The organism is Kribbella sp. NPDC050241, assembly GCF_044459685.1.
Taxonomy (GTDB): Bacteria; Actinomycetota; Actinomycetes; order Propionibacteriales; family Kribbellaceae; genus Kribbella.
The window spans coordinates 59,026-83,897 of the sequence record NZ_JBITJE010000019.1; the positions used below are offsets into that span (position 1 = coordinate 59,026).

The following is a 24,872-nucleotide window of genomic DNA, read 5'->3' on the forward strand; positions in this document are numbered from 1 at the left end:
GATCACCATGACAACCACTTCTCACCGCGCGCAAGAAATCGGCTTGGACACGGTCGCCGAGCTGGCCGCCCAGCTGCGAGTGGACTCGATCCGCTCCAGTACGGCGGCCGGCTCGGGCCATCCGACCTCGAGCATGTCCGCGGCCGACCTGCTCGCCGTACTCGTCACCCGGCATCTGCACTACGACTGGGACGAACCAGATGCCTTGGGCAACGACCATCTGATCTTCTCCAAGGGGCACGCCTCGCCCTTGCTGTACTCGGTGTTCAAGGCCGTGGGGGTGGTCGGCGAGGACGAGCTGATGACCGGCTATCGTCGCTTCGGGCAACGGCTGCAGGGCCACCCCACCCCGGTCTTGCCCTGGGTCGACGTGGCCACCGGCTCGCTCGGCCAGGGCTTGCCCGACGGTGTCGGTATCGCCCTGGCCGGCAAGTACCTCGATCGGCTGCCGTACCGGGTCTGGGTGCTGTGCGGCGACAGTGAGCTCGCCGAAGGCTCCATCTGGGAGGCGTTGGACAAGGCCTCGTACTACGGTTTGTCGAACCTCACCGCCATCGTCGACGTCAACCGTCTCGGCCAACGCGGCCCGACCGCTCTCGGCTGGAACCTCGACGCGTACGCCCGGCGCACCGAGGCGTTCGGCGCCCGCGTCCTCGTCATCGACGGCCACGACCTGGCCGCCGCGACCGGCTTGGCCGTCCGCGGCTACCGCCCGTTCGCGTCGACCTTCGCCGCGTTCCTGACCCGCGCGTACGACTTCATCCGGATGGGCGCCATCTCCGGCGTCGACCTGCGGCTGGTCGGCTCCCACGCCGGCGTCGAGATCGGCGCCGATGGGCCGTCCCAGATGGCTTTGGAAGACCTCGCCATGCTCCGCGCCGTCCACGGGTCGACCGTGCTGTACCCCGACGGCGAGGCGTTCCCGTTCGGTGGTGCCAAGGTGCTCCGCTCCAGCGACCACGACGACGTAACTCTCGTCGGCGCCGGGGTTACCGTGCATGCCAGCCTTCGCGCCGCCGAGATATTGCTGGAGCAGGGCATCCACGCCCGCGTCATCGACTGTTACTCGGTCAAGCCGATCGACACCGTGACTCTCGCCGCGGCGGCCATCGCCACAGCGGGCCGGATCGTTGTCGCCGAAGATCATCATCCGGAAGGCGGCTTGGGCTCCACGGTGACCGATGCCCTGCTCGCCGCCGGACAAGCCCCCTTGTCCATGACGCGTCTCGCCGTACGAGAGCTGCCTGGCTCGGGGTCCGGCGCCGAGCTGCTCGCCTGGGCCGGCCTCGATGCCGACCATATAGCCGTTGCCGCCCGCAACCTCATCGCTGCCCGCCGGCTCGTACCTGAGGAGTCCTGATGAGCCTGCTCGATCTGTCGCGGTGGCAGTTTGTCATCACCGTGATGTTTCACATGACGTTCCCGGCCATCACGGTCGGGCTGTCGATCCTGCTCAGCATCTTGTACGGGATGTACTGGCGGACCCGCAAGGCGATCTATCTGCAGATGTTCCGGTTCTGGCGGCGGGTCTTCGCGGTGGGGTTCGCGATCGGGGTGGTGGCCGGCATCGTGATCACCTTCGAGATGGGCCTGAACTGGGGTGTCTACGCGGCGAAGACCGGTCCGATCATCGGCCCGATCATCGGTATGGAGGTCGTCACCGCGTTCTTCGTCGAGGCCGGGTTCATCGGCGTCCTGCTGTACGGCGACGGCCGGGTCCGGCAGGCGACGATGTTCGCCGCCACGGTGATGGTGTCGCTCGGCACGCTGCTGTCGTCCACCTGGATCATCGCCGCCAACTCGTGGATGCAGACGCCGGCCGGGTTCGTCGTCCGGAACGGGCGGTTCGAGCCGACCGACTGGGTGGACGCGATCTTCAACCGGTCGTTCGTGTGGCGGTGGCCGCACATGGTGCTGGCCGTGCTGATCTCTGCCGCCTTCTTCGTGGCCGGTATCGGCGCGTACTACCTGGTCAAGGGACGAGCGTTGGCGTTCGCCCGGCGGTCGGTGTCGATCGCGCTCGGTGTGGCGGCGATCCTGGTGCCGCTGCAGGTCTTCGTCGGTGATCACACCGCCGGCGCGGTGCTGCCGTACCAACTGTCGAAGCTGGAGGCGCTGGAAGGCAACTGGACCGAAGGCAATACTGGCTTCGTCCTGTTCGCGATCCCGGACCAGCAGGCGCAGCGCAACCTCGCGGAGCTGAACATCCCGTGCCTCGGCAGTGCGATCAACCGGGATCTCAGTTGCAAGACGGCGATCCCCGGGCTTGATCTGACGCCGAAGGCCGATCAGCCGGACATGGCCGCGGTGTTCTGGGGATTCCGGGTGATGTTCCTGGCCGCGTTGCTGATGTTCGGCACTGTCTTCTATGCCACGATCCTGCGGCTGCGCCGGAAGTTGTGGACGTCCGGACGGTTCCATCGTTTCCTTCTCTGGACGACCCCGGTGGGCATCCACGCGATCCTGGGCGGATGGGCGACCGCGGAGACGGGTCGTCAACCATGGGTGGTGTTCGGTCAGCTCCGCACCGCCGATGCCGTTTCGCACCTGGCTCCTGGTGAGCTCGTGTTCTCCGTGGTGGGCTTCTCGCTCCTGTACGCCGTGATGCTGGTCGCGTACATCGCTTACATCGTGCACACGGTGCGGATCGGCCCCGATCACGTCGTACCCGACGAACGGCACCCGGTTCTCGACCCAGTGCCAACGGCGAGTCTGGCCGGCGGGAGGGCGAACTGATGGCCACGGTCTGGTTTCTGCTCATCCTGCTGTGCCTGCTGCTGTACGTCGTACTGGACGGCTACGACCTCGGGATCGGTATCGCGACCCTGGTCGAGCCGGACGCGGACCATCGGCACGAAATGCTCGAAGTGGTTGCCCAGGCCTGGGACGGCAACGAGACCTGGCTGGTTCTGCTCGGGGTCAGCCTGTGGGCCGGATTCCCGGCGGCGTTCGGCGTGATGCTGCCGCATGCGTATCTGCCGGTGGTCGTCATGTTGTTCGGGCTGATCGTTCGCGGGGTCAGTGTGGAGATGGCGTCACAGGCTCATCCCGCGCCCCGGTGGGAGAGAGCTTTCGGCGTTGCCTCGCTGGTCGCGGCGCTTGCTCAGGGCCTCGCCGTTGCGACCGCGACGGCGCACTTGACCGTGGTGGAGGGGGCGTTCTCCGGTTCGCCGTTCGGCGCGATGAGCTGGTTCTCGGCGCTGACCGCGGTGACAGTCGTCTGTGGCTACCTGGCGCTCGGATACGCCTACACGAAGTGGAAGGCGACCGGGGAACTCCGTGCCCGAGCGGGACGTCGTGGCACGGTCAGCGCAGGGCTGGCATCGCTCCTGGCGATCATTTGCCTCCTGGAGGTCGGCAGTACAGCAACTCCGCTGAGCCTGCATGGCTCCGCGCAGATCATCGCCTTCGCCGGACTCTTGCTCTTCGCCGTGGCCGGCGTGGTGATGAGCGTGCTGACCTTGCGGCCTTCTTCGCAGTACGACGGCATGCCTCTCGCGGGCCTGGTCACCGCCGTGGTGGCGCTGGTCATCGCGGTGGTGGTGGCCCGCTATCCGGTGCTGGCGTCGCCTGGTCTGACGCTCACGAACACTGCGGCTCCGTCCGGCACGCTGGCGTTTCTCGCGGTCGGGATCGGGCTGAATGTGCCGCTGATCCTGTTCTACAACTGGTTCGCTCACCATGCCTTTCGAGGCAAGCTCCCCGCCCACCATCTCTCCAACGGAACGACAGGAGTCACCCGATGAGCACGGGAACCCACGTCGCACGCAGGGTGCGCCGATTGCTTGCTCGCACGGTGCTGACCGTCGTCGGAGTCGTCGTCGCCTGGTTGCTCTACTGCGTCTGCCAGGGAATGTTCTCCGGCTACCCCAAGTACCACAGCCATCTGCTCAGCGTCGTCGGCATGATCCTCATAGTGCTGACCGGCGGGATCGCCTGGATGATCGATGAACGCCGGATGCACGATGACGACTGACCAGACCGGGACGGCAACTGTGGAGGCGGGCGAGTGGCTCGCGGCAGCAGCGGCGCCGGGCCGTCGGTGGCTGTTGCTGGCCGCCGGCTGCCAGGCGCTGGAGACGACGTTCACCATCGTCCAGTGGGCGGGCCTGGCGTGGGTCGCGCACTGCGTGCTGGATGCCCGGCCGAGCTGGCAGGGTGCGGGCGTCCTGTTTGGCGGTGGTCTCCTGGCGGCGGGGGCCGCCTGGCGCACGGCGCGGTTCCAGGCAGTCGGTCGCCAGCGAATCGCTCAGGCCATTCGGCGGCGTCTGGTGGGCGGGTTGCTACCGGCCGGGCAGAGGCACGCAGAGCCCGACCCCGCGACGGCCGCACTCGCAACCGTGGAGTTGACCGACGACATCGCCGACTTTCATGCGCAGAGCCTTCCCCAGCGCCTGTCTGCTCCCGTGTCGATGGCGCTGATCTTGGTCATCACCGCGATGCTGCAGTGGCCGGCCGCTGTGGTCCTGCTGCTGGCGAGCTTGCTCATCCCGCTGAACATGCGGCTCGCGGGTCTGTTCGCAACGGAGGGAGCTGACGCCCAGGCTGCGGCTAGCACAAGGCTCGCCGCTGTCGTCCTGGACAGCTTCCGGGGCATGCCGACGCTGCGGAACATCGGAGCGCTGGGACGACGCCGTTCCGAGCTGGCCGGTGCGGCCGGAGACCTGAACGCCGCCACGATTGCCGTCGTACGGCGGGCGGCGCTGTCTGGAGCGGTGATGGACGTCGTCATCACCTTCTCGATCGCGGCCAACGCGACGTACATCGGCCTGTCCCTGCTCGGCTACGTGCGGATTGGCGCTGCGCCCGGCATGACGCTGTTCCGTGGCCTGCTCGCTCTGCTGATCTGCCCGATGTACTTCCAGCCGATGCGGGCCATGGCTGCGGCCTTCCACAGCAGGGAACGGGCACTGGCGGCGGTACCGGCGATCAGTGGGTTGCTGGTCGAGTCTTCGTCGACTGCCGAGCGTGTACCGCCCGCTGGCGATCGCGTGACTGTTGTCTTGGACAACGTCTCTTTCCGCTTTCCGGCGGCCGACGAGTCGACGCTGGACGGACTGAACCTGACGGTTCATGCGGGCTGGTGGACGGCGGTGGCCGGACCGTCGGGCGCCGGCAAGACCACGTTGCTGTCGATGATCGCCGGGGTGCGCCCGCCGAGTCACGGAACCGTTCGGTGGCTGACGCCGACCGGTGCGTCGGAACCGTGGCTTGGCGGCTGTGCCTGGATCGGTCAGCAGACGGTGCTGCTCCCGGGATCGATCGGCGACAACATCCGCATCGGGCGACCGGACGCCAGCCGGTCGGAGATCGAGCGGGCGGTCGCGGCGGCCGGGCTGGCCGAGGTCGTTGCCCGGCTCCCACGGGGGCTGGACACGCCGCTGGGGGAGGGGGGCTCGGGTCTGTCCACTGGCGAAGCTCGCCGCATCGCGATCGCCCGCGCGTTCCTGAGCGACGCGGGTCTGTGGGTCTTGGACGAGCCGACCGCGCACCTCGACGCGGATACCGAGGCGGAGATTATCGTTGCCTTACGCAACGCCACCCGTGGCCGCACGGTCATCGTGGCCACGCATTCGGCGGCTATCGCCCGCTCCGCCGACCTCCTCCTCGGCCTCGCTGACGGGACGGTCCACACTGTGCGGGAGGCGATGCGGGTATGACTGCGAAGTCGCTCGCTACCACCGGGCTGCTTCTGGCCGTTCTGGCAGAGGCGTGCTCCGTCGGGCTTCTCGGTCTCTCCGGATGGTTCATCGCGGCTTCAGCCGTGGCCGGAGCCGGCGTCTTCAGTGCGTTCTCCTACCTGGCGCCCAGCGGCGGGGTGCGCGCGTTCGCGCTGGGCCGGATCGCTACCGGTTACGCCAACCGGGTCGTCCTGCACGCTGCGGCATTACGCCGGATCGGCGCTGCCAGGCTCGCCGTCTACGACCAAGCCGCCGGATCCGAAGGCACTGCTTGGTCCGGCCAATCGCTGGACCGGGTCATGGCCGACGCGGACTCTACTGGCATGGCGATCATGCAGGCCACGACGCCCGCGGTCGTCGCCGCCGTGATGACCGCGGCGGGCTGCGCCGCGATCGTCCTCGCCGGCTATCCGCTCGCGGCGCTGACGTTGGCCGCAGCCGTGATCGTCTGCGCGGTGCTGGCCGCGGCTTCTGCGCGCCGGATGGATGACACGACCCGCACTCGGGGGCTGCTGCGGACCGAACTGGTGACCGCGGTCGAGGCCTGGCCCGAGATGGCGTCACTGGGCGCCACAGACCAGCTGGCGGACCGCACGCTGCAACGCCTGAACGCCTTTGAGGGCAGGCGAAACCGCCACGCGGCAACGACCGCCCGAGCTTTGGGTGGCACGCGTGCAGTCGCGGCCACCGCGCTGCTGCTCACAGTGATGCTCAGCGCGCGGGCCGGTGCCACGATCGCGACGACGGTGTTCGTCGGTCTGCTCGCCGCGGGTGTCATGGCCAACGCCGAACGCCTGGTCGCCGCCGCGAACGCGTGGGTCCAATCCCGCCAGGCCGAGGGTCACCTCGCGTCGGTAGGCGAGGACGAGAGCCGCCGGCCAGAGGTCGCCACGAGCTTCCGGGCCACGTACGACGGTCGCAGCCTCGCCGTCTCCGGATACCACCTGCCCGTGACACCCACGCGAGATGGGCGCGAGATCGCATTCGCCGTCGGCGGTGGCCAGACCCTCGTCCTCACCGGCCCGTCCGGCAGCGGAAAGACCACGCTGATCACCGCTATCGCCATCGCGCTGCGGCAACGACCCGGGCCGGCCGTCGTCACCGCCGTACTGGCCGACGACTACCTGTTCACCGGGACGGTCGCCGACAATCTCCGCCTGGCCAACCCCAGCGCCGACGTCGCGGATCTCCTTGCCGCGATGGAGCTGGATCGTGCCGGAGTGGGACCGCTGACCAGCCTCGGCGTCGGAGGGCGCAGCCTGTCCGGTGGCGAACAGCGCCGACTCCACATCGGTCGGGCCCTCGCTACCCAACCCGACGTACTGCTCATCGACGAGCCGACGACCGGTTTGGATCCAGACACCGCCAGACACGTCCTACACGCCGTACGGCGTCTGCTACCTCAGGCGGTCCTGGTCGTAGCGATGCACGAGCCGCCGGTAGATACGGAGCCCTTGGGACCTCACTGGACCGCGGTGTCGGTCGGATGAGCACGGCTGCACAACATGTGCGGCGCCCGCACCTGCCGAGCTGGGCGGTCGAGATCGCCCGTCCGGCCCGCGGCCCGGTCCCGTGGCCAGGAATGATTCTGGCCGCGATGGCGATTGGCTTGCCGGTTGCCGTCGGCCTTGCGGTGGGCTGGCCGGTCGAAGGAGTGGTCGCCGCGGCAGGCGCGTTGGTCGGCACCGGCATGGTCGTGGCGATGCTGCTCGCTGCTGTCCGCACGCCGCTCATCGCGATTCTCGACGACTATTACCTCGCTGTACGGACGATGAACACGCGTGCTGCACGGATGGGGGAGACCGCGCTGTCATCGGCTGTGCTGGAGAGGTACTGCGCCCGCGCCCGTGCCGAAATGATGGCCTTCCTCGACTCTCCCGAGGTGGCCGCCTTTCGTTCCTCTGCCCCCGTGGATCGTCTGCGAGAGCGGATGACCGGGCCCGCCGTCAGCTGAGGCAGTCGCGGAGGAACGCGAGGATCTCTGCCCGTGCCGGCTTTGCCTGCGGTACGACGTTGGGCATGCTGAGGAACGCGTGGGTCGCACCGCGGTACTCGGTCAGCCGGGCCGGAGTTCCGGCGTCGCGCAGGCGCTCGGCGTAGAGGCGGCCCTGGTCGGAGACCGGATCGAAGGTCGGCACGATGACGAGTGCCGGAGCCAGGGAGCTCAGGTTCTCGGCGTACAGCGGTGACAAAGGACGGGAATCGGTGCCTGCCGGAATCGCGAGCCGGCAGAACAACTCCATCTGGGTCTTCGTGAGCGTCGGGCTCTCACCGTACTGAGCCATCGACGGGTAGTCGTACAGGGTCGGGGTCAGGTCGACACACGGATTGGCCAGAACCTGCGCTCGCAGCCGGAGGCCGCAGTCTCTGCCGCGGATCGCTGCCAGCGCACTGATCAGCGCGCCGGTGCTCTCGCCGAAGACAGCGACCCGGTCGGGATCGACTCCCCACTCCGCGGCATCGCGGACCAGTGTCTGCAGTACGTCCCAGCCGTCGTCGACCGGTTCGGAGAGAGGAGTCTCCGGAGCGAGCAGACGGTGCTCGACGGACACGATCACCGCAGGCAACTGCGCCGCGAGGTGGCTGTTGATCCAGTCGCTCTGCACCGCTGTTCCGACGAAACCGCCACCGTGAACGTGGACTACCAGTGGAAGAAGATTGCTCTCGCTCCGCGGGCCGCCCGACCGGTACACCCGGAGCCGGAGCTTGCGCCCGGGCAGGGTCAGGTCCTGCCATCTGATGTCGACGCCGCGGCGCGGGCGTCCGGTGATCACCCGCGCGAACGGCGACATCCGCTTACGGTTCTCGGCTTCGCTGAAGGCGGCGAGTTCTTCGTCCGTCATCTCCGCCCAGTCCGGTTCCTTGCCCAAGGCATGCAGTAACCGGATGCCCAGCGACGGACGGTCGGACCTGGTGGTTTCCGGTTCCTTGAAAGCCTGCATGGCTGCCTCCGATGCGTTGGAAGTCGTTCGGATGTGGATTCGCCGCTTTGACGATCGAGCCGAGCCGGATGTGAGGCGATCAGACGAGGCTCATGTCACTCGGGCGGGCGCCTGACATCTCGGGGCACTGCGTCGTCCTAGAACTGTCCGTGTCAACTCGAGGAGGAGCCGAATGCCGGCAATGCAGCCAATCAGCAACAAGGAAACGATCAAGCGCCTCCATGACGCCTTCAACAGCGGCGACGGCGAGCGCATCTCGGCAGCGATCGCGGAGCTCGTCGAGCCGGATGTGGTGATCAGTACGCCGCTGCCGGTCGACGCAACAGGAGCGCAGGCGCTGGAGGAGGTATTCGTCCGACTTCTTCGGGCCTTCCCCGACCTGCACATCGAAGTCGAGGACGTGATCGCTGAGAGCGACAAATGCACTGCTCACTCGCCCAGTCGCTCGAAGTCATCGGCGACTGGTGGACACCGCTGATTCTGCGCGACCTTTACCTGGGCCTGAATCGGTTCGACCAGTTCGTCGGGGACTTGGGGATCTCACGTAATCTGCTGACCGACCGGCTCAGCACGTTGATTGCCGGCGGTCTGGTTCGGCGTTCGCCGTACCAGGAGAATCCGGTGCGGTACGCCTACGAGCTGACCGACGCCGGACAGGAGCTGGTGCCGATCCTGCTCGCGCTCACCGCTTGGGGCGATCGGTGGGCCACACCGCCCGCCGGGCAACCGCCGCGCTTCACTCACGCTGCCTTCGGCAAGGTGACCACGGCAACGGTCTGTTGCTCGGAGTGCGGTGAGGCGCTGACGTCGCAGGACGTCACTCCCTCCGTCGGGCCCGGGGGCGAACGGCTCCCGGGACGGCTTTGATCGCTTCCGTCCTTCCCGGCCGCCAGAGTTCCTGACTGCCGATCGTGAGGGCCTGGGCCGCCTGACATTTCGCAGGGCCCCGTCGTCCTAGTGGTGACAAGGGGCAGCCCGGTGTGCTCTGTTCGCCGGGCTCGGAACCACAAGGAGCAAGAAGATGAATGACTTTCAGGCCATCGCCGACCGCGTGGAGATCGAGGCGTTGCGCGGAGAGTTCAGTGATGCGGCGATGGTCGGCGACTACGACCGCTTCGTGTCGCTGTTCACCGACGATGCCGTGTACCGGATCCCGGAGGCCCACATCGTGCAGACCGGCCGGGAGGAGATTCGGGCCGGGACCGAACGCCTGGCTGACGAGTGGGAGTACTTCGTGCAGACCACCCATCCGGGGGCGATCGAGATCGACGGGGACAGCGCGACCGGTCGCGCCTACGTGTCCGAGCTCGGCCGGCTGCGCAACGGCACATCGATCGTCAACTACGCGCTGTTCAACGATCGCTATCGGCGTACGCCCGGGGGTTGGAAGTTCAGCGAGCGCGTTTTCGAGGTCAGGTACTTCGACACCACGCCGCTGGCGGGATCGCCGATCGTTGCCTGGGAATCCTCGACATCGTCCAGCCAGTTCGCCGACCCTGCGTCCGCGGAGCGGCTGGAGTCGGCGGCAGCAGCGCTTGCGGCCAACGGCTTCACGGTCGAGATCCTCGACGACGCCGCGGCTGCACGGTCCCGCATCAAGGATCTGATCCCCGCGGGTGCCAGCGTGCTGACCGGAGCGAGCGAGACCCTCCGGCTTTCGGGCATCGAGGCGGACATCAACACCAGTGGGCGGTACGAGGCGCTCAAGCCACGTCTGCTGGCGATGGATCGCGCCACCGAGGCTGACGAGATCCGCCGGCTGCTCGCCAGCCCCGATGTCATGGTCGGCAGCGTCAGCGCGGTCACCGAAACCGGCTCGCTGGTGCTTCCCTCGGCCAGCGGAAGCCAACTCCCGGCGAACGCCGGCGGCGCGGGCCGTGCGATCTGGGTCGTCGGTGCGCAGAAGCTGGTGCCCGACCTCAGCACCGCGCTGCGCCGCGTCGAGGATTATGCCCTCCCGTTGGAAACCGTCCGCGCCGAGAAGATCTACGGGCAGCCCAGCGCGGTGAACCGGCTCCTTGTTCTCAATGCGGAACTGCAGCCTGGGCGCGGCACGGTGCTTCTGCTGCGCGAAGCCATCGGTTTCTGAGCACAGTCTTCCCACGGGCGCGATGCGGCAGCACACCATCGCGCCCGTGGAGAGGAGGCCGTGGCGGCCAGCGCATCGTGAAGCGCGCAAGCGGCCGCGAGGATGCGGTCGCGCGCACGAACAACACAGACGATCTCGGTGCCGCCTGAGATCAGGTTGACCCAGACGGTGTCGTCCCTGCGGGCCAACGCGTCCGCGATCGCTGAGGCGGTTCGTGGAACTGCCTGGACACGCAGCACCCACTCGACCCCCAGTCCAGCCGCCGCGCCACCGGCTGCCCGACCACGCGAAGCAGTCCGCCGGAGCGAAGCCTCTGGTACCTCCGGGCCACGGTCTGATCCGAAACGCCCAAGACCGCCGCAATCCGGTTGAAGGGCGCCCGGCCATCGATGTGCAGGGCATGCGCTATGGCCCGATCCAGGTCGTCCAGCACAGCTACGCCGACGGGCCGGACAGCCTGGGCCGGTTCACAGTTCCGTCCACAGGTGGAGTTTGTCCGGGTTGCGCACGACCCAGATGCGGTGGATGAGGTCGTCGACGATCTCGAAGGAGTACACCGCGGCGATGGCGCTCTCGTGGATTGCCACCAGACCCGGCCGGCCATTGACCGTCCGCTCGAGGAGTTCCAGGCTCTGGGCGCGCTTGGCCAGCTCGACGAAGTACCGGGCGACCTCTTCGCGGCCTTCGATCGGGTCCAACGACGCGAGCACGACCCCTCCACCGTCAGCGACGGCCATCGCCCGCGGATCGAGCAGTTCGACGAGGGCGCGGACGTCCTTGGCCTCCCACGCGTGCCGGAAGCCGCGGACGGCATCGGCTCGTTGGGCCGCCGACGTCTCGACAGGCTGAGCTGCCCGTACCCGCCGTCGCGCCGAGGAGGCGAGTTGGCGACAGGCCGCCGGCGTACGGCCGACCACTTCGGCGATATCGGCGAACGGGTACCTGAAGATGTCGTGGAGCAGGAAGGTGACGCGCTCGGCCGGGGTCATCGAGTCCAGGACGATCAGGAAGGCCATGTCGATCGACTCGTCGAGCGTGATGCGATCAGCCGGATCCGCCGTGGCGTTCTGCCCGCGGGACCACTCGGCCGTATCGGGCAGCGGCTCGGGCAGCCATGGTCCGACGTACCGTTCCCGCTGCGCTCGAGCAGATCCGAGTTGGTCGAGGCAAACCCGGCTGACCACAGTGCTGAGCCAGGCGCTGGGCGACTCGATCGACTCCTGCTGTTCCAGCGGGAGGGCGCACCAGCGGGTGAACGTCTCCTGGACGGCGTCCTCGGCCTCGGTGACCGAGCCGAGAAGCCGGTACGCGATGTTGATCAGCCGGCGCCGGTCGCCGACGATCGTGGTCAACCGAGGGTCGTGACGGACTGGTTCGACGCTCATCCTAGGCATCTCCTAGTTGCTGAGGGCACCCGATCGGAGTCGGGGACGGTTTCTGGGACTCGGTACGAACAGGCGCCCGGCCGAACGCCGTACCGGCGGCCGCGGCGACACCGAACGCTGCGACAGAGCACCAGCAAGCGACTTGCAGGGCCGTTGCCAGGCTCGTGCCGGTGGGCTGTGCTCCTGCATAGTCGTAGAAGATCCCACCGATCACGGCGACGCCCAGAGTGCCTCCGATCTGCTGCACCGTGCTGAGCGCGCCCGACGCGCTCCCGGCGTCGGCAGCGGGCACCGAGGCCAGCGCGGCATCGAAGAGCGGCACGACCAGCAATCCCATGCCGATGCCTCCGATCGTGAGTACTGCGCTCACCTGCCACCAGTGAGGTGGGGGAGTCGCGGCCGGGTGCCATTGAGCAACGACGGTGACCGAGGCGGCAGCGAGGATCGCTCCGAAGGTCATCAGCGGGGGACCGATGCGACTGGCGACCATCGCCGCAAGCACGCTGCCGACCAGGGTGCCGAGGCTGAACCCGAGCCAGACCAGCCCCGATTGCAGTGCGGAGTAGCCGAGCGCCTGCTGCACGTAGAGCGTCAGTACGAGGAAGACCCCGACCAGGCCGGCCTGGAAACTGAAGTTCACGACGCTGCCGGCCGCGTAGGCGCGGTTGCGAAACAGGTGAACAGGAATGAGAGGTGTCGTGCCCGATCGCTCGACGGCGAACTGCCAGCTGACAAAACCGGCGAGGAGGATCGGGGCGGTGCCGAGGAGGGTCCAGGACCACCACGGCCATCCCGCCTGCCGGCCGTCGATGAGCGGCAGCGCCAGGCAGACGATCGCGGCGGTGAGCAGAGCAACGCCCGGCAGGTCCAGGCGGGGCGGCCGGGTCGAACGCGCGTTGGGTACAACCTTCAGCGCGATGGCCGTCAAGGCGACACCGATCGGCACGTTGACCACGAAGATGGCGCGCCACCCCATCCCGAAACCGCCGCTCGAGATCAGCGCGCCGGACAGGATAGGGCCGATGACAGCGGCGGAGCCGGTGATGAATCCGATCAGTCCGTAGACCGGCGCTCGCCGGTCAGGTGGGTACAGGGCCTGAACACCAGCCAGCACCTGGGGGACCATGAATCCGGCGCAAACTCCCTGGGTCGCGCGGGCGGCGACCAGCCAGTCGGCGGAACCGGCCACAGCGGCGCCCAGGGAAGACAGCGTGAACCCGATGATGCCGGCCAGGAACACGCGCTGAACACCGATGATGTCGCCGAGGCGTCCTCCCGTGACCAGGGACGCGGCCAGACCGAGGGCGTAGGCACCCACCATCCACTCCAGTTGGCTGCCGGTGGCACCAAGGTCCGACTGGATCGACGGCAGCGCCACGTTCACCACGGTCGTGTCCATCAAGTCCATGAAGTTGGCGGCGACCAGCACCACCATCGCCAACGTCCTGCCCCGCACGGCTGCTCCAAAGTAGTTCCAATATGGAATGATCTCGACGGTAGCAGGTAATTCCGAAATGGAACAAGTAGCGTGATCGCCATGACTCCGTCGTCCAGCCAGGCGATCGTTCGCGACCGGTTCCAGCGGCTGCTGCCGCGGCTGATGCTGCTGTACTCCGAGGTGGCGAAGAGCGCCGGCATCTCGGAGGTCGCCCTCCTGGCCCTCCACGTACTGACGTTGCACGACGGGCCGATGTATCCCTCGGAGGTCAGCGCGCAGACCGGGCTGCCCCGCAGCACCGTGACGCGTGTACTGGACGCGCTCGAAGACGCCGGTTACGTAGCCCGGACGAAGGCACCCGAAGACGGCCGGCGTTTCGCTGTCTCCGTACGCCGTGAGCGCGTCGCGCCGATCAGCGCCAGGTTCGACCTGTACGCCGAGGCGATGGGTGAGGCCACGCTGGCGTTCACCGAGGAGGAGCTCGCCGTCGTGGCTCGCTACTGGGACGTGCTGAGCCGGGCGATCCACGACCGCCAGCCGGATGCAGCGGGCTAGAGGGGCACTCCGCAAACGCCGAAGGGATGCAGGTCACACTCGCAAAGGGCTCACACTTCTCGGTCTGGCTCGTCATGTCTGCCGAACGTGTCCGGGTGAACTGGCTGGAAGGTCCGCATGAGTTCAGCGTTGCAAGTACTTCGCCACCACTTCGCCGTTCAAGTCGGTCGAGGAGCTGGCTGAGCGAGGACTGCTGCCGCACCCGCTGCCGAGTTCCACCCGCGACCACCTCGTCGTCGTGAAGCCAGACGACGAGTCGCCCATCGCCTGCGGATCAAGCGGATCGTCGTGGTGGTGTGGCCGCCGTTCGGCCGCGAGAGCGACGGGTCCGATTCAGCCCGCTGAAATGGTAGCGGGGGACCACGACATGCGGCGGATCGCGTCCCAGGCGGAGATCCTCGCGATGCCGGGGAAAGAGCTGCTTGTTGTACCAGAGCGCCGAGGGCACGTCGGCTACTCCCGTGGGGAGCTGTCGGTCGATACCTTGCGGAAATGGGTACTCCCGTAGGCGATTCTGAGCTCGGTGCCACTTCCGACGTCACCCCGGATCCTTTCCTCGAGGATGCTCCCTCCAGCACCGTCGAGCGGACGGATCCCCGGGTTGTGCTCGTCGACTGGTTCGACGACATGGCCGACCTGGTCAACGAGCGGGTGGCCGCGTACGAGGTCGATGAGGGCGACGAGCCGGGGCCCGGACGTCGCGCAGCGACGACCTGGCGGAGATCGCTGTTGAGACCCGTTCGGCGGTACCTACGCAACCGGGAGGCTAAGCCAGGCCGGACCGATCCACGGCAAGTCATGACCGAGTGGTTCTCTCTCGCTGACGCCCACCAGGAGGTGCCGCAGCCGTTCACCATGCTCTCGGTCGCGTTCCAGACTGAGACTCACTGGGGCTTGAACAGCGTCGAGCTGGCCCAGGTCGCCCTGGACACCGTCCTGCGGTATCTGCGCAACAGCGCGGTCGAGCTCGACCGCGGGCAGCTGTGACCCGCCACGCGCTCCGCCGAAGACCCTTTCCGGAGCCGAGTGGCCAGTGACTGCGGCGAAGCCTCACAGTGCGCGGTACATGAGCGACTTGCAGCTGTGGGACCGCCTGATCGGTGACCTTCCCGCGGCTCGTGCCCGATCATTCCAAGATGGTGGTAGATCTCCTGGATCAACTACCAGCCTGGTCGCGCGCTCCTGGTAGACCACGCGCCGCCCGTCGCGGCGCAGCGCCATGGTCAGGTCGGTGTCCTCCGCGAGTGTCACGTCATTCAGCCCGCGGATCCGCTTCAGCGCCGTGCGAGGGAACTCGCCGACCGTGCCGGGTACAGTCGCCACTCCCTGCCGTCAAACGCTTGTATTGCAGGGGTTTCGCGGGTCTGTCCCTCGCGCGCGATCGCGAGAACGGGGGTCTGTGTTACACAGATCGCAGGAAGTGACATGACGAACTGGTAGCGCTTCCATGCTGTGCTGCCGTGTGCCACGATGCACACGCCCGGCCACCTCCGCCGCGCCGCCCCCTCCGCCCTGGGTGCCGCCCTCACAGCGTTAGCCGGGGCGCCGTCCGAAGGAGCCTGCCCCGGCATGTCCCGTTCTCGCCGCGTGCTGACCGCACTGTGTGTCGCCTTCGCCCTGATCACTCCGAACCTCCCGATGCAGGCTTCGGCCCGGCCGGCTCGCTTGGCCGCGGCCGCGCAGGCCGCTGAGGTCAAGGGTTGGCGCAGCCAATCCGCACAACCCGATCCCGAGCTCAACGCCGTCCTGCCGGCCGGGGTGGCGCGCAACGAGCAGCAGCCGACGCCGGTCAAACGCGACGGGCGACGGGTGAAGGAGCTCGCCGAGGACAGGACGCCGACGAGCAAGGTGTTCCAGCTGGCGGACGGGCGCCGCGAGGCGGAGCTGTCCAGCGAGCCTGTTCACTTCCGGGCGTCCGACGGAAGCCTGCAGCCGATCGACACCACGGTGCGGTCGAGCCGTGCGGCCGGGTTCGGGTTGGCGAACGAGACGAACAGCTTCCGCAGTTACTACGGCAACCGGCCTGATCAACTGGTCCGGTTCGAACTGGACGGTCGCGCAGTGACGCTCGGCACGCCCGGGACGAAGCCGCTGACTCCGACGAGTTCCGGCGACACGGTCACCTACCCGGATGTCTTCGGCGACGCCGACCTCGTCTATCAGGTCGGACCCGATCAGCTGAAGGAGAGCATCGTCCTGGAGTCGGCACCGGCCGATCCGACGTACCACTTCACCCTCAAGTTGTCCGGCGTAAAGGCCGAGCAGCAGCCCGACGGCTCGATCGCGTTCTACCGGCAGAGCGGGATCGGCGGACCGCTGTTCACCATGCCCCGGCCGTTCATGACCGACGCGCGTGACGACGCCTCCTCGCCGTACGGCAAGGGGTACAGCGACCAGGTCACACAAACGGTCACCCAGCACGGGGCGAACATCGATATCACGGTGCGGGCCGACGCGGCATGGCTGAACAGCAGCGAGCGCCAGTACCCGGTCGTGATCGACCCGACCATCGCGATCGAACCGGCGCCCGACCAGGCGCAGGACGCGATGGTGGACTCCGGCCTGCCGACGACCAACTACGGCGGCATCACCGGCCTCTATGCGGGGACCACGGCGACGGCGAAGCGCCGGAGCCTGCTGAAATTCGACCTGTCCTCCGTGCCCGCGGGGACCAAGATCGACGCCGCGCAGCTGAAGCTGTACTTCGACCAGTCGTTCCAGACCAACGCGAACGCCGTCAAGCTCGAGGCTCGGCAGGTCGACGCGTCGTGGAGCGAGTCGACCGTCAACTGGAACTCGTCGGTCAACGCCACCCTGGGCGGGCTGGGCTACAACCTGGCGTACGTCGACGACAGCTACACCGACAGCATCTCCATGGCGGGAGCGTGGCTGTCCGGTACCTCGTCCGCGGCTGACGGCGGCGGCTACCGCTACCAGAACGACGCCGCGACTGGATCGACCTTCAGTTGGTGGCCCGACATCACCGAAACCGGCGACTACGCCGTTTCAGCGAAATACATTCAGGGCGCCGACCGAGCGACCGCCACGACGTACGCGGTGGTCCACGACGGCGATCCCAGCTACTACTCCGTCAACCAGACCGCCGGCACCGGCGGTGTGTACGCGCCGCTCGGCACGCACTCCTTCACAGCTGGCGGCACCTACCGGGTCTCCATGGCGGACTCGGCCGGCAAGGTGACGACAGCCGACTCCGCGCGGTTGGTGAAGTACGCCTACGACACCAAGGACGCCGAGCAGAGCAGCGTGTGGCACACGTTCAGCATCCGGTCGATGGTGCAGAACTGGCTGAACGGCAGCGCGAACAACGGCGTCATGATCAAGGCCACCGACGAGACGCTCGGCCGGGGTGGCCCGGTCTACCAGGCCAGCGAGTACGCGTACAACGGCTCGGACCTGCACCGGCACGCCAACCGTCCCAAGCTCGTCATCACCTACGGGCGGCCCGGAGTCACCCTCGCCACGCCGACGACGATCGCCGCCACCGGCGCCACGCTGAACTGGAGCGCCTACGCCGACCCGAGCACCAGCACCGCCGACGACATCGTCGAGTACCAGGTGCACCGCAGCATCTTCCAGAACTTCACCCCGACCGCCGACACCCTGGTCGCGCCGGTGGCCACGGGGACGACGACCTACGTCGACACCAGCGCGGAGCCCACACCGGCCGACGACACCTCCGACGAGGGCGACGGCTACTACTACCAGGTCGCGGTCAAAACCAAGGACGGCGGTCTGACACCGTCGGCGACGCAACTCGCGCGCTTGCCCAAGGCCGGCCAGGTGGTGAAGTACTTCCAGAACTCGGCCGACTCGACGCTGTCGAGCGTCCAGTACGCGACGAACCTCGACAAGATCGAAGGCCACGCCTGGCTCGAGGTCGGCAACAACTCCACCTACGGCAAGACGCGAGCCGTCGTCGCCTTCGGAAACGTCAGCTCCTCGATCCCGGCGGGCTCGACGATCCTCGACGCGAAGCTAGGCCTCTGGAAGGCTCACTACGAAGGCGGCGCGGCACAGCTCAACGCGCACGCCCTGACCCGCGGCTTCACGGAGGCCTCGACAACCTGGCAGAAGGCAGACTCCGCCACAGCTTGGACCATGGCTGGCGGTGACTTCGGCGCATCGCTGGACTACGTGCCGGCCGGCAACGTCGGCGTGCCGGATCCGACCTGGCACTGGTGGCAGGCTAAGACGGCCGTGCAGAACTGGGTGAACACGCCCGGCACCGAGCGCGGTTTCCTGGTCAAACAGGCCACCGAGACCACGACCGGACACGCGTTGTTCCTCAGCGCCGAGGCAGCCGAGCCGCTGCTCCGGCCGCTGCTGAAGGTCACCTATCTGACGAAGACGCCGGAGTCGGCGTACCACGCGCCGAAGACGCCGCAGCGGCAGGAGCCCGCGGCGCAGTACCCGGTCGATGTGACGGTCACCAACACGCAGGCCTTCGCGCTCAAGTCCTCCGACTACGCGCTGTCGTATCACTGGACGCTGCCGGACGGCACCGAGGTCACCTCGGCGGCGAACCGTCTCGACACCGCGCTACCGGCCGACCTCGCGCCGGGTGCCGCCGTCAAGCTGAGCGCCCAGGTGAAGAGCCCGGTCGCCGGCGATCCAAGCAACAAACGGGAGGACTTCGTCCTCGAGTGGGACCTGCGCAACAAGGTGACCGGTGCCTGGCTCTCCACGACCGCAGGAGGTGTCGGAACGCTCAACCAGAACGCCGCCGTCGAGGACCCGACCTCGGACCAGCTCGGGCTGGAGAAGTTCTACCAGTACGCCGGCAAGAACACCGGCGCCGGCTCGTCGGCGATGGTCAACCTCGCCACCGGGAACGTCGCCTTCGGCTACAACGCGCTGTCGAACCCCAGCCGTGGCGCGTCGACGTTCGTGCGGATGACCTACAACAGCCTGGACACCTCGGCCTCGTCGATGGGCTACGGCTGGTCGCTGTCGACCTCCACGCTGAACCGGCTCGGTTCGGCACTGGACTTCCACCCGCGTGGTCAGAAGTGGCCGACCGACGTCACCCTGACCGACGGGGACGGCACCAGCCACACGTTCGCGCTGAACAAGCACGGCACGACCGATGAGACCAAGTGGGACTACGACCATCCCAAGGGCGTGCATCTGTACCTGCAGAAGGTCTCGGACCCGCCGGACAACAAGACGTCGGTGAACCGGGCGTGGGTGCTGACCCGGCCGGACCGGACCCAGTTCTTCTTCGACGACCAGGGCTTCCAGTCGGTCATCCGGGACAAGAACGGCAACGAGACGCTCTTCACCTACGAAGAGCGCAAGAGCGCCAACAAGCCGGTCAAGTTCCTCGATTACATCACCGACGCCGCCGGGCGCCGCACGCTGGCTCTCGATTACTTCGAGAAGGGCCAGGCGTACAGCTACATCAACGACGCCGGAGTGAAAACCGCTGCCACGAACCTGACCAACCCGAAGATCATTGACCAGGTCGAATCGATCACCGACATCTCCGGCCGGAAGGTGACGTTCACCTACTCCGACAAGGGCCTGATGGCCGAGATGGTGGACGGCGCCGGCTCTACTGCGGCGAAGACGTTCAAGTTCGTCTACGACGCCACCAACACCAACAAGAACACCAAGCTGGTCCGGATCACCGACCCGCGCGGCAAGTCCACCAACCTGTCGTACTTCGCGGCGACCACCGACCCCAAGGACAAGTGGAAGCTCGAGAAGCTGACCGATCGCCTGGGCAAGACGACCACGTTCGGCTACGTCCCCGCCGCCGGATCGACCGTTGAGACCACGGTCACCGATGCGATGCCGCGGGCCACGAAGTACGTGACCGACAGCTTCGGGCGGCCCGTCCAGACGACCAACGCCAAGGACGAGACCACCAAGCTCAGCTGGGACGACGACCACAACGTCACCCAGTTGGAGGAGCCCAACGGCGCCAAGAGCACGTGGACCTATGACCCGAAGACCGGCTTCCCGCTGACCATCAAGGACGCGGAGGCCAACGCCAACGGAACACCGGCGACGGTGCTGAGCTACAACGTCGGTGGCAACGGCTTCTACGGCGAGCTGATCCGCAAGGTCAGCCCCGAGGGACGGACCTGGACCTTCGGCTACGACCCGCTCGGCAACCTCACCTCGGTGACCGACCCCAAGGGCAACGCCACCGCGACGGCCGACGACTACGTCACGAAGTACACCTACGACCCACTCGGTCAGCTCAAGACCTCGACGGACGCCAACAACAACACGACAACGTACTCGCTGTACCACGACACGGGTTACCCGACGAAGATCACCGATGCCCTCACGAAGTCGACTGACTTCACCTATGACGTCCGGGGCAATGTGCTGACCGTTACCGACGCCAAGATCAAGACGAGCACCTACACCTACGACCTGTTCGGCCGGCCGCTGACGAGCAAGGTTCCGAAGGACCAGCAGGCGAACCTGTTCATCAACACGCCGGCACCGGTGTACGACGCGAACGACAACGTCATCCAGGCGACCGCACCCAACGGCGCCGTCAGCTCCAACGCCTACGACGACGCGGACCAGCTGATCTCGTCGAAGGCGCCGAAGGATCTCACGACGGACCCGGACCGGGAGACGAAGTACGAGTACGACGTCGTCGGCAACCTGATCAAGCAAACCGAGCCCAAGGGATCGCTCACCCCGGACACGACGGACTTCGTCACCTCCTACTCCTATGACCCGGTGTACCAGCTGCTGTCGGTCACGAACGCGCAGAACGACAAGATCAGCTATTCCTACGACAACGTCGGCAATGTCGTGACGGTGGTCGACCCGCGCAAGTCCAAGTCGACCGACCCGGAGGACTTCACGTCGAAGTCCACCTACGACAAGGCGCACCGCCCGAAGACAGCGACCGATGCCCTCGGCAAGAGCACGTCTACGGAGTACGACCGCGACGGCAACGTGGTCAGCACGACGGATGCCGACGGCAACAAGACACTGGTCACGCTGGATGAGCGGGGCAAGGCGATCCAGGTCAAGGCACCGCACACCAAGGATGCCTCCGGCAACGTGGTGTACCGGACCACGCAGGTGGAGTACGACCAGGTCGGCAACCAGACCAAGGTGATCACGCCGCGGGGCGTCGAGACCACCGACGATCCCGACGACTTCGCCCAGGTCACTGTGTACGACGCGCTGAACCGGCCGAAGGAGAAGGTGTCGCCCTACGACAAGGACGACGCGCGGTACAACACGCCGGACAAGACCGTCATGACCTACGACGAGATCGGCAACGTGACCAAGGTCAGTGCGCCGGCCTCCGAGGGGCAGACGGTCCGCAACGACACGTCGTACAGCTACTTCGACAACGGCTGGGTGAAGTCGAGCACCGATCCGTGGGACATCGCCGCGACCTACGGCTACAACGATCTCGGTCAGCAGACCGCGCGGACGTTGACCAGCGCGGGCGGTTCGTCGTCCCGCACGATGGCGTGGAACTTCTTCCCTGACGGGAAGCTGAAGTCCCGCAGCGACGACGGCGTACCGGTCGGGCTGGACGTGTCGCTGGTGGACAACTCCGACACCGGTGATGTTGACGTGGCCGGTACGTGGGTCCTGTCCTCGACCGGTACGGGCTTCCAGGGGACGAACTACCGGACCCACGCCGCGGCGACCGGGAGCACGGACAAGCACACGTGGAAGCTGAACGTGCCGGCCGACGGGAAGTACACCGTCTACGTCCGGTACCCGGCCGTGACTGGGGCTTCGACCGCGGCGCCGTACGCGGTCAGTACTGGCGGCGCGCCGGTGAGCAAGCCGGTCAACCAGACAACGGCAGCCGGCACCTGGGTGAGTCTCGGCCAATACACCTTCGCCGAGGCGACCACGGGCTCGGTATCCCTGGCTCCGGCTACCACTGGCACGGTTGCCGCTGACGCGGTGAAGGTGGTCCGCGACAACACCGGCGAGACCGACGCGGAAAAGAAGGACTTCACCTACACCTACGACACCAGCGGCAACCTGCTGCAGATCACCGACACGCAGCCGGGCGCCAAGGTCAGCGACTACCTGGTCAGCTACGACGGGCTGAACCAGGTGGCGAAGGTTGAGGAGAAGAAGGGCACCGCGCTCCTCAAGACCAGCACCTACACCTACAACGAGAACGGCGCCCCCGTCACCCGGTCCTTCGACGACGCGGCGGACAAGGACGACCAGTTCTCGTCGTACAGCTACGACGCCCGCGATCTGGTCGAGCAGGTGAAGAACGGCAAGTCAGCTGCGGACGCCTCGCCGAAGATTTCGGGCTACACCTACACGTCCCGTGGCGAGACCGATGTGGAGACGAAGGCCAACGGCAACACGGTCGATTCGGACTACTTCCTCGATGGTCTGGTTGCCTCGCAGATCGAGAAGAAGTCCAACGGCACGCTGGTCTCCCAGCACGCGATGGAGTACTCGCCGAACGGGGACCGGATCGAGGACACCGCGAAGGTGCAGAACGCCGACGACCACGCGGCGTACCTGGAGAACGTCTTCGCCTACACGTTCGACCCGCTGGACCGGATCGCGAAGGTGGAGAAGAAGGACTCGGCCGGGACGACGGTGCTGTCGACGGAGTCGTACACCCACGACCCGGCCGGCAACGTGGTCGCCCAAACGGTGGCAGGCCAGTCGACGAGCTACTCCTACGACCGCAACCGGCTGCTGACCGCGACCACCGGAGGCTCGACGGCGTCGTACACGTATGACCCGTTCGGGCGGCTGTCGCAGGTGTCGGCCGGCGGCAAGGTGATCGAGCGCAACACCTACGACGGCTACGACCGGATCATCAAGCACCGCCAGTTGCAGGACGACGGCACCACCAAGACCACCGACACCACTTTCGACGCCCTCGACCGCACCAGTTCCAAGGTCGAGGGCACGAAGACCACCAACTACTCCTACCTCGGCCTGTCCGGCGAGGTCCTGTCCGAAGAGGTAGCCGGCGAACTCACCGCGTCGTACCAGTACTCCCCGTGGGGATCCCGCCTGTCGCAGGTCAAGTTCAAAGCAGACGGCACGTCGGAAGACTCGTACTACGGCTACAACCCGCACAGCGACGTAGAGACCCTCACATCTGATGCCGGTGACACCCGCTCGACGTACGGCTACACCGCGTACGGCAAGAACGACGACGACCGCCTCACAGGCGTCGACAAGCCCGAAGCCCAAAACCCCGGCAAGGACCCGTACAACGTCTACCGCTTCAACGCCAAACGCTGGGACCAGTCCTCGGAGTCCTACGACATGGGCTTCCGCGACTACTCCCCAGGCCTGAACCGCTTCCTCACCCGCGACGCGTACAACGGCGCCCTCGCCGACCTCAACCTCGGCACCGACCCCTGGACCAGCAACCGCTACGCCTTCGCCGGCGGCAACCCCATCACCGGCGTCGAACTCGACGGCCACATAGCCCTCGACGAGAGCGGCCAGCAGATGACGACCAGGCCACCGACACCCCTCGACCATGAGGGAGCCGTGGGCCTCACCAACACCACACCCACACCCCCAGTCACCTACACGTACACGCCAGAGACCGATCCGGTCGCGCGCCCTAACCCGGACCGCTTCTTCGAGATGGCGGGCTGCAACGGCGGACCAAGTTGTGTGCTGCCGGAAGGATTCGTGGGCAAGTACGGGCCGTACCGTCACCCCGGCAGTGCGTGGGAGATCCTCGACTTGCTGATGTTCGTCCCTGTTCCTGGAGCTGCCGGCGCATCTCGCGTTGGGCGCGGGGTAGTAGCCGCCGTCGATGCATGGAGAGCTTCGAGAGCTACGAACGTCGCGTTGGGGGCAAAGCTCGGAGAAGATCTGGCGACGGCACAGCTGGCAAACCCGCTAATTGACAGCTTGAGGGCGACAGGGAAACTGCCAACGAACTACGTAACCAAGGCTCAGGCGGCTGCCGCCGGGTGGACCAAGGGAAAGGCGCTTGGCAACTATGTTCCAGGCGGTCAGCTCGGCGGCGACGTGTTCAAGGATCCAGCAGCGATCGGACTTCCCACAGCGCCGGGCCGCACCTGGTACGAAGCCGACATCGGCCTCTCGAACTCGATGGGCAGGAACAAGCAACCTGGAACTCGTCTACTCTATTCGAACGACAGGTTGGCGTATGTCACCCCTGACCACTACGAACGGTTGTATCAACTTCCTGGGTGGTGAAAATGAGCGACGTCCTAATCGATGGACGGGATGTGTACTCCGAACTCGACCTTCACCGGATCCTCGAGCGGCAGTTGGAGTTCGGCGACTACTACGGACGGAACCTTGCCGCGCTTCGAGACCGGCTACTGACAGACGTGCCTGGTCCTGTACGGCTGATCTGGACCCACTCCGCGGTCAGCCGATCACGCCTAGGAGATGAGCTATTCACGAGAATTACGGCGGTGTTTGAGGAGGTTGCCCAGCAGGACGCTGACTTTGGGTGGGATGAACGTTTCGAGTTTCGATTGGAGTAGGGTGTTGCGGCTCCGATGCATGGGAAGCCGAGCTTGGCGAGGACCTGGTGGCACACCGCCAAGAGACGTTGCGTAGGAAATGAACGTTGTGCCGATGTCGGCATAAGTCCCACTACGCCGCCAACTCATGTCCGTGACCCCGAAGGCCGGCGGCAACCCGATCAGCCGGATCGAGCTCACGGCCATATTGACGCCGCTGAAGGTGACGGCGATGGCGGCGGGAAGGCGACGACGTCGAGTAGTTGCCCGCCCCCACTGCTCAGGTGCGGCGACGATACGTAGCAGACCTTCCTACCCC

The 24,872-nt window shown here is 66.8% G+C and carries 18 protein-coding genes; 14 read left to right on the forward strand and 4 right to left on the reverse strand.

All coding sequences use genetic code 11. The annotated features are described in order from the left end of the window. Positions 1–7: 7 nt before the first annotated feature. The 7 genes from ACIBG5_RS42135 (at position 8) to ACIBG5_RS42165 (ending at position 7,635) form a co-directional block, all read left to right on the forward strand. On the forward strand, positions 8–1,360 hold the full coding sequence (locus ACIBG5_RS42135; RefSeq protein WP_396397720.1) for a transketolase C-terminal domain-containing protein: 1,353 nt from the start codon (positions 8–10) through the stop codon (positions 1,358–1,360). Then, positions 1,360–2,736, forward strand: a complete 1,377-nt coding sequence (locus tag ACIBG5_RS42140) for a cytochrome ubiquinol oxidase subunit I (RefSeq protein ID WP_396397721.1) — start codon at positions 1,360–1,362, stop codon at positions 2,734–2,736. Before ACIBG5_RS42135 ends, ACIBG5_RS42140 begins: the two co-directional genes overlap by 1 nt. Then, on the forward strand, positions 2,736–3,746 hold the full coding sequence (locus ACIBG5_RS42145; RefSeq protein ID WP_396397722.1) for a cytochrome d ubiquinol oxidase subunit II: 1,011 nt from the start codon (positions 2,736–2,738) through the stop codon (positions 3,744–3,746). Before ACIBG5_RS42140 ends, ACIBG5_RS42145 begins: the two co-directional genes overlap by 1 nt. Beyond that, entirely contained in the window at positions 3,743–3,976 is a 234-nt protein-coding gene (locus ACIBG5_RS42150; protein WP_396397723.1) for a hypothetical protein, read from the forward strand. The genes ACIBG5_RS42145 and ACIBG5_RS42150 overlap by 4 nt, the downstream gene beginning before the upstream one ends. Next, positions 3,966–5,660, forward strand: coding sequence for an ABC transporter ATP-binding protein/permease (locus ACIBG5_RS42155; protein WP_396397724.1), 1,695 nt, complete (start codon positions 3,966–3,968; stop codon positions 5,658–5,660). The genes ACIBG5_RS42150 and ACIBG5_RS42155 overlap by 11 nt, the downstream gene beginning before the upstream one ends. Continuing rightward, the gene (locus ACIBG5_RS42160; protein WP_396397725.1) at positions 5,657–7,171 is read left to right on the forward strand and encodes an ATP-binding cassette domain-containing protein; all 1,515 of its coding nucleotides are present in this window, start codon (positions 5,657–5,659) and stop codon (positions 7,169–7,171) included. The genes ACIBG5_RS42155 and ACIBG5_RS42160 overlap by 4 nt, the downstream gene beginning before the upstream one ends. Before the next feature lie 92 nt (positions 7,172–7,263). Beyond that, entirely contained in the window at positions 7,264–7,635 is a 372-nt protein-coding gene (locus ACIBG5_RS42165; protein ID WP_396397726.1) for a hypothetical protein, read from the forward strand. Here ACIBG5_RS42165 and ACIBG5_RS42170 read toward each other — a convergent pair. After that, positions 7,628–8,623 (reverse strand): alpha/beta hydrolase, encoded by a 996-nt coding sequence (locus tag ACIBG5_RS42170; protein WP_396397727.1) that lies wholly within the window; start codon positions 8,621–8,623, stop codon positions 7,628–7,630. The genes ACIBG5_RS42165 and ACIBG5_RS42170 overlap by 8 nt on opposite strands. 172 nt (positions 8,624–8,795) lie before the next feature. On the opposite strand from ACIBG5_RS42170, the gene ACIBG5_RS42175 reads away from it, so the two are divergent. The 3 genes from ACIBG5_RS42175 to ACIBG5_RS42185 all read left to right on the forward strand — a co-directional run bounded on the left by ACIBG5_RS42175 (position 8,796) and on the right by ACIBG5_RS42185 (position 10,712). Next, positions 8,796–9,101 (forward strand): nuclear transport factor 2 family protein, encoded by a 306-nt coding sequence (locus ACIBG5_RS42175; RefSeq protein WP_396397728.1) that lies wholly within the window; start codon positions 8,796–8,798, stop codon positions 9,099–9,101. Then, the gene (locus ACIBG5_RS42180) at positions 9,044–9,490 is read left to right on the forward strand and encodes a winged helix-turn-helix transcriptional regulator (protein WP_396397729.1); all 447 of its coding nucleotides are present in this window, start codon (positions 9,044–9,046) and stop codon (positions 9,488–9,490) included. The genes ACIBG5_RS42175 and ACIBG5_RS42180 overlap by 58 nt, the downstream gene beginning before the upstream one ends. Positions 9,491–9,644: 154 nt before the next feature. Further along, the gene (locus ACIBG5_RS42185) at positions 9,645–10,712 is read left to right on the forward strand and encodes an LUD domain-containing protein (RefSeq protein ID WP_396397730.1); all 1,068 of its coding nucleotides are present in this window, start codon (positions 9,645–9,647) and stop codon (positions 10,710–10,712) included. A 151-nt stretch (positions 10,713–10,863) separates the two neighbouring features. Here ACIBG5_RS42185 and ACIBG5_RS42190 read toward each other — a convergent pair whose 3' ends face one another. From ACIBG5_RS42190 to ACIBG5_RS42200, 3 genes are read right to left on the reverse strand one after another with little or no spacing between them, the layout of a single operon-like run. Beyond that, a complete protein-coding gene (locus ACIBG5_RS42190; RefSeq protein WP_396397731.1) occupies positions 10,864–11,145 on the reverse strand; it encodes an Lrp/AsnC family transcriptional regulator in 282 nt (93 codons plus the stop codon). Positions 11,146–11,179: 34 nt separating this feature from the next. Then, positions 11,180–12,097, reverse strand: coding sequence for an RNA polymerase sigma factor SigJ (gene sigJ, locus ACIBG5_RS42195; protein ID WP_396397732.1), 918 nt, complete (start codon positions 12,095–12,097; stop codon positions 11,180–11,182). Between the two features lies 1 nt (position 12,098). After that, on the reverse strand, positions 12,099–13,553 hold the full coding sequence (locus ACIBG5_RS42200) for a DHA2 family efflux MFS transporter permease subunit (protein WP_396397733.1): 1,455 nt from the start codon (positions 13,551–13,553) through the stop codon (positions 12,099–12,101). A gap of 81 nt (positions 13,554–13,634) precedes the next feature. Here ACIBG5_RS42200 and ACIBG5_RS42205 point away from each other — a divergent pair, with 81 nt between their 5' ends. From ACIBG5_RS42205 to ACIBG5_RS42220, 4 genes are all read left to right on the forward strand, one after another. Next, the gene (locus ACIBG5_RS42205) at positions 13,635–14,090 is read left to right on the forward strand and encodes a MarR family winged helix-turn-helix transcriptional regulator (RefSeq protein ID WP_396397734.1); all 456 of its coding nucleotides are present in this window, start codon (positions 13,635–13,637) and stop codon (positions 14,088–14,090) included. Between the two features lie 492 nt (positions 14,091–14,582). After that, positions 14,583–15,077 (forward strand): hypothetical protein, encoded by a 495-nt coding sequence (locus ACIBG5_RS42210; RefSeq protein WP_396397735.1) that lies wholly within the window; start codon positions 14,583–14,585, stop codon positions 15,075–15,077. A 582-nt stretch (positions 15,078–15,659) separates the two neighbouring features. Continuing rightward, on the forward strand, positions 15,660–24,278 hold the full coding sequence (locus tag ACIBG5_RS42215) for a DNRLRE domain-containing protein (protein ID WP_396397736.1): 8,619 nt from the start codon (positions 15,660–15,662) through the stop codon (positions 24,276–24,278). Positions 24,279–24,280: 2 nt separating this feature from the next. Further along, positions 24,281–24,574 carry a barstar family protein gene (locus tag ACIBG5_RS42220; protein WP_396397737.1) on the forward strand — a complete coding sequence of 98 codons (294 nt, stop codon included), beginning with the start codon at positions 24,281–24,283 and terminating at the stop codon, positions 24,572–24,574. The last annotated feature ends 298 nt before the right edge of the window (positions 24,575–24,872 follow it).

What these genes read in the sequence shown, in the direction of transcription:
- ACIBG5_RS42205 (WP_396397734.1), top strand. Translation starts at nt 13,635, where the DNA reads ATGACTCCGTCGTCCAGCCAGGCGATCGTTCGCGACCGGTTCCAGCGG.
- ACIBG5_RS42220 (WP_396397737.1), top strand. Translation starts at nt 24,281, where the DNA reads ATGAGCGACGTCCTAATCGATGGACGGGATGTGTACTCCGAACTCGAC.
- ACIBG5_RS42150 (WP_396397723.1), top strand. Translation starts at nt 3,743, where the DNA reads ATGAGCACGGGAACCCACGTCGCACGCAGGGTGCGCCGATTGCTTGCT.
- ACIBG5_RS42180 (WP_396397729.1), top strand. Translation starts at nt 9,044, where the DNA reads ATGCACTGCTCACTCGCCCAGTCGCTCGAAGTCATCGGCGACTGGTGG.
- ACIBG5_RS42175 (WP_396397728.1), top strand. Translation starts at nt 8,796, where the DNA reads ATGCCGGCAATGCAGCCAATCAGCAACAAGGAAACGATCAAGCGCCTC.
- ACIBG5_RS42145 (WP_396397722.1), top strand. Translation starts at nt 2,736, where the DNA reads ATGGCCACGGTCTGGTTTCTGCTCATCCTGCTGTGCCTGCTGCTGTAC.
- ACIBG5_RS42170 (WP_396397727.1), bottom strand. Translation starts at nt 8,623, where the DNA reads ATGCAGGCTTTCAAGGAACCGGAAACCACCAGGTCCGACCGTCCGTCG.
- ACIBG5_RS42165 (WP_396397726.1), top strand. Translation starts at nt 7,264, where the DNA reads ATGATTCTGGCCGCGATGGCGATTGGCTTGCCGGTTGCCGTCGGCCTT.
- sigJ (WP_396397732.1), bottom strand. Translation starts at nt 12,097, where the DNA reads ATGAGCGTCGAACCAGTCCGTCACGACCCTCGGTTGACCACGATCGTC.
- ACIBG5_RS42215 (WP_396397736.1), top strand. Translation starts at nt 15,660, where the DNA reads ATGTCCCGTTCTCGCCGCGTGCTGACCGCACTGTGTGTCGCCTTCGCC.
- ACIBG5_RS42140 (WP_396397721.1), top strand. Translation starts at nt 1,360, where the DNA reads ATGAGCCTGCTCGATCTGTCGCGGTGGCAGTTTGTCATCACCGTGATG.
- ACIBG5_RS42185 (WP_396397730.1), top strand. Translation starts at nt 9,645, where the DNA reads ATGAATGACTTTCAGGCCATCGCCGACCGCGTGGAGATCGAGGCGTTG.
- ACIBG5_RS42210 (WP_396397735.1), top strand. Translation starts at nt 14,583, where the DNA reads ATGGGTACTCCCGTAGGCGATTCTGAGCTCGGTGCCACTTCCGACGTC.
- ACIBG5_RS42160 (WP_396397725.1), top strand. Translation starts at nt 5,657, where the DNA reads ATGACTGCGAAGTCGCTCGCTACCACCGGGCTGCTTCTGGCCGTTCTG.
- ACIBG5_RS42135 (WP_396397720.1), top strand. Translation starts at nt 8, where the DNA reads ATGACAACCACTTCTCACCGCGCGCAAGAAATCGGCTTGGACACGGTC.
- ACIBG5_RS42155 (WP_396397724.1), top strand. Translation starts at nt 3,966, where the DNA reads ATGACGACTGACCAGACCGGGACGGCAACTGTGGAGGCGGGCGAGTGG.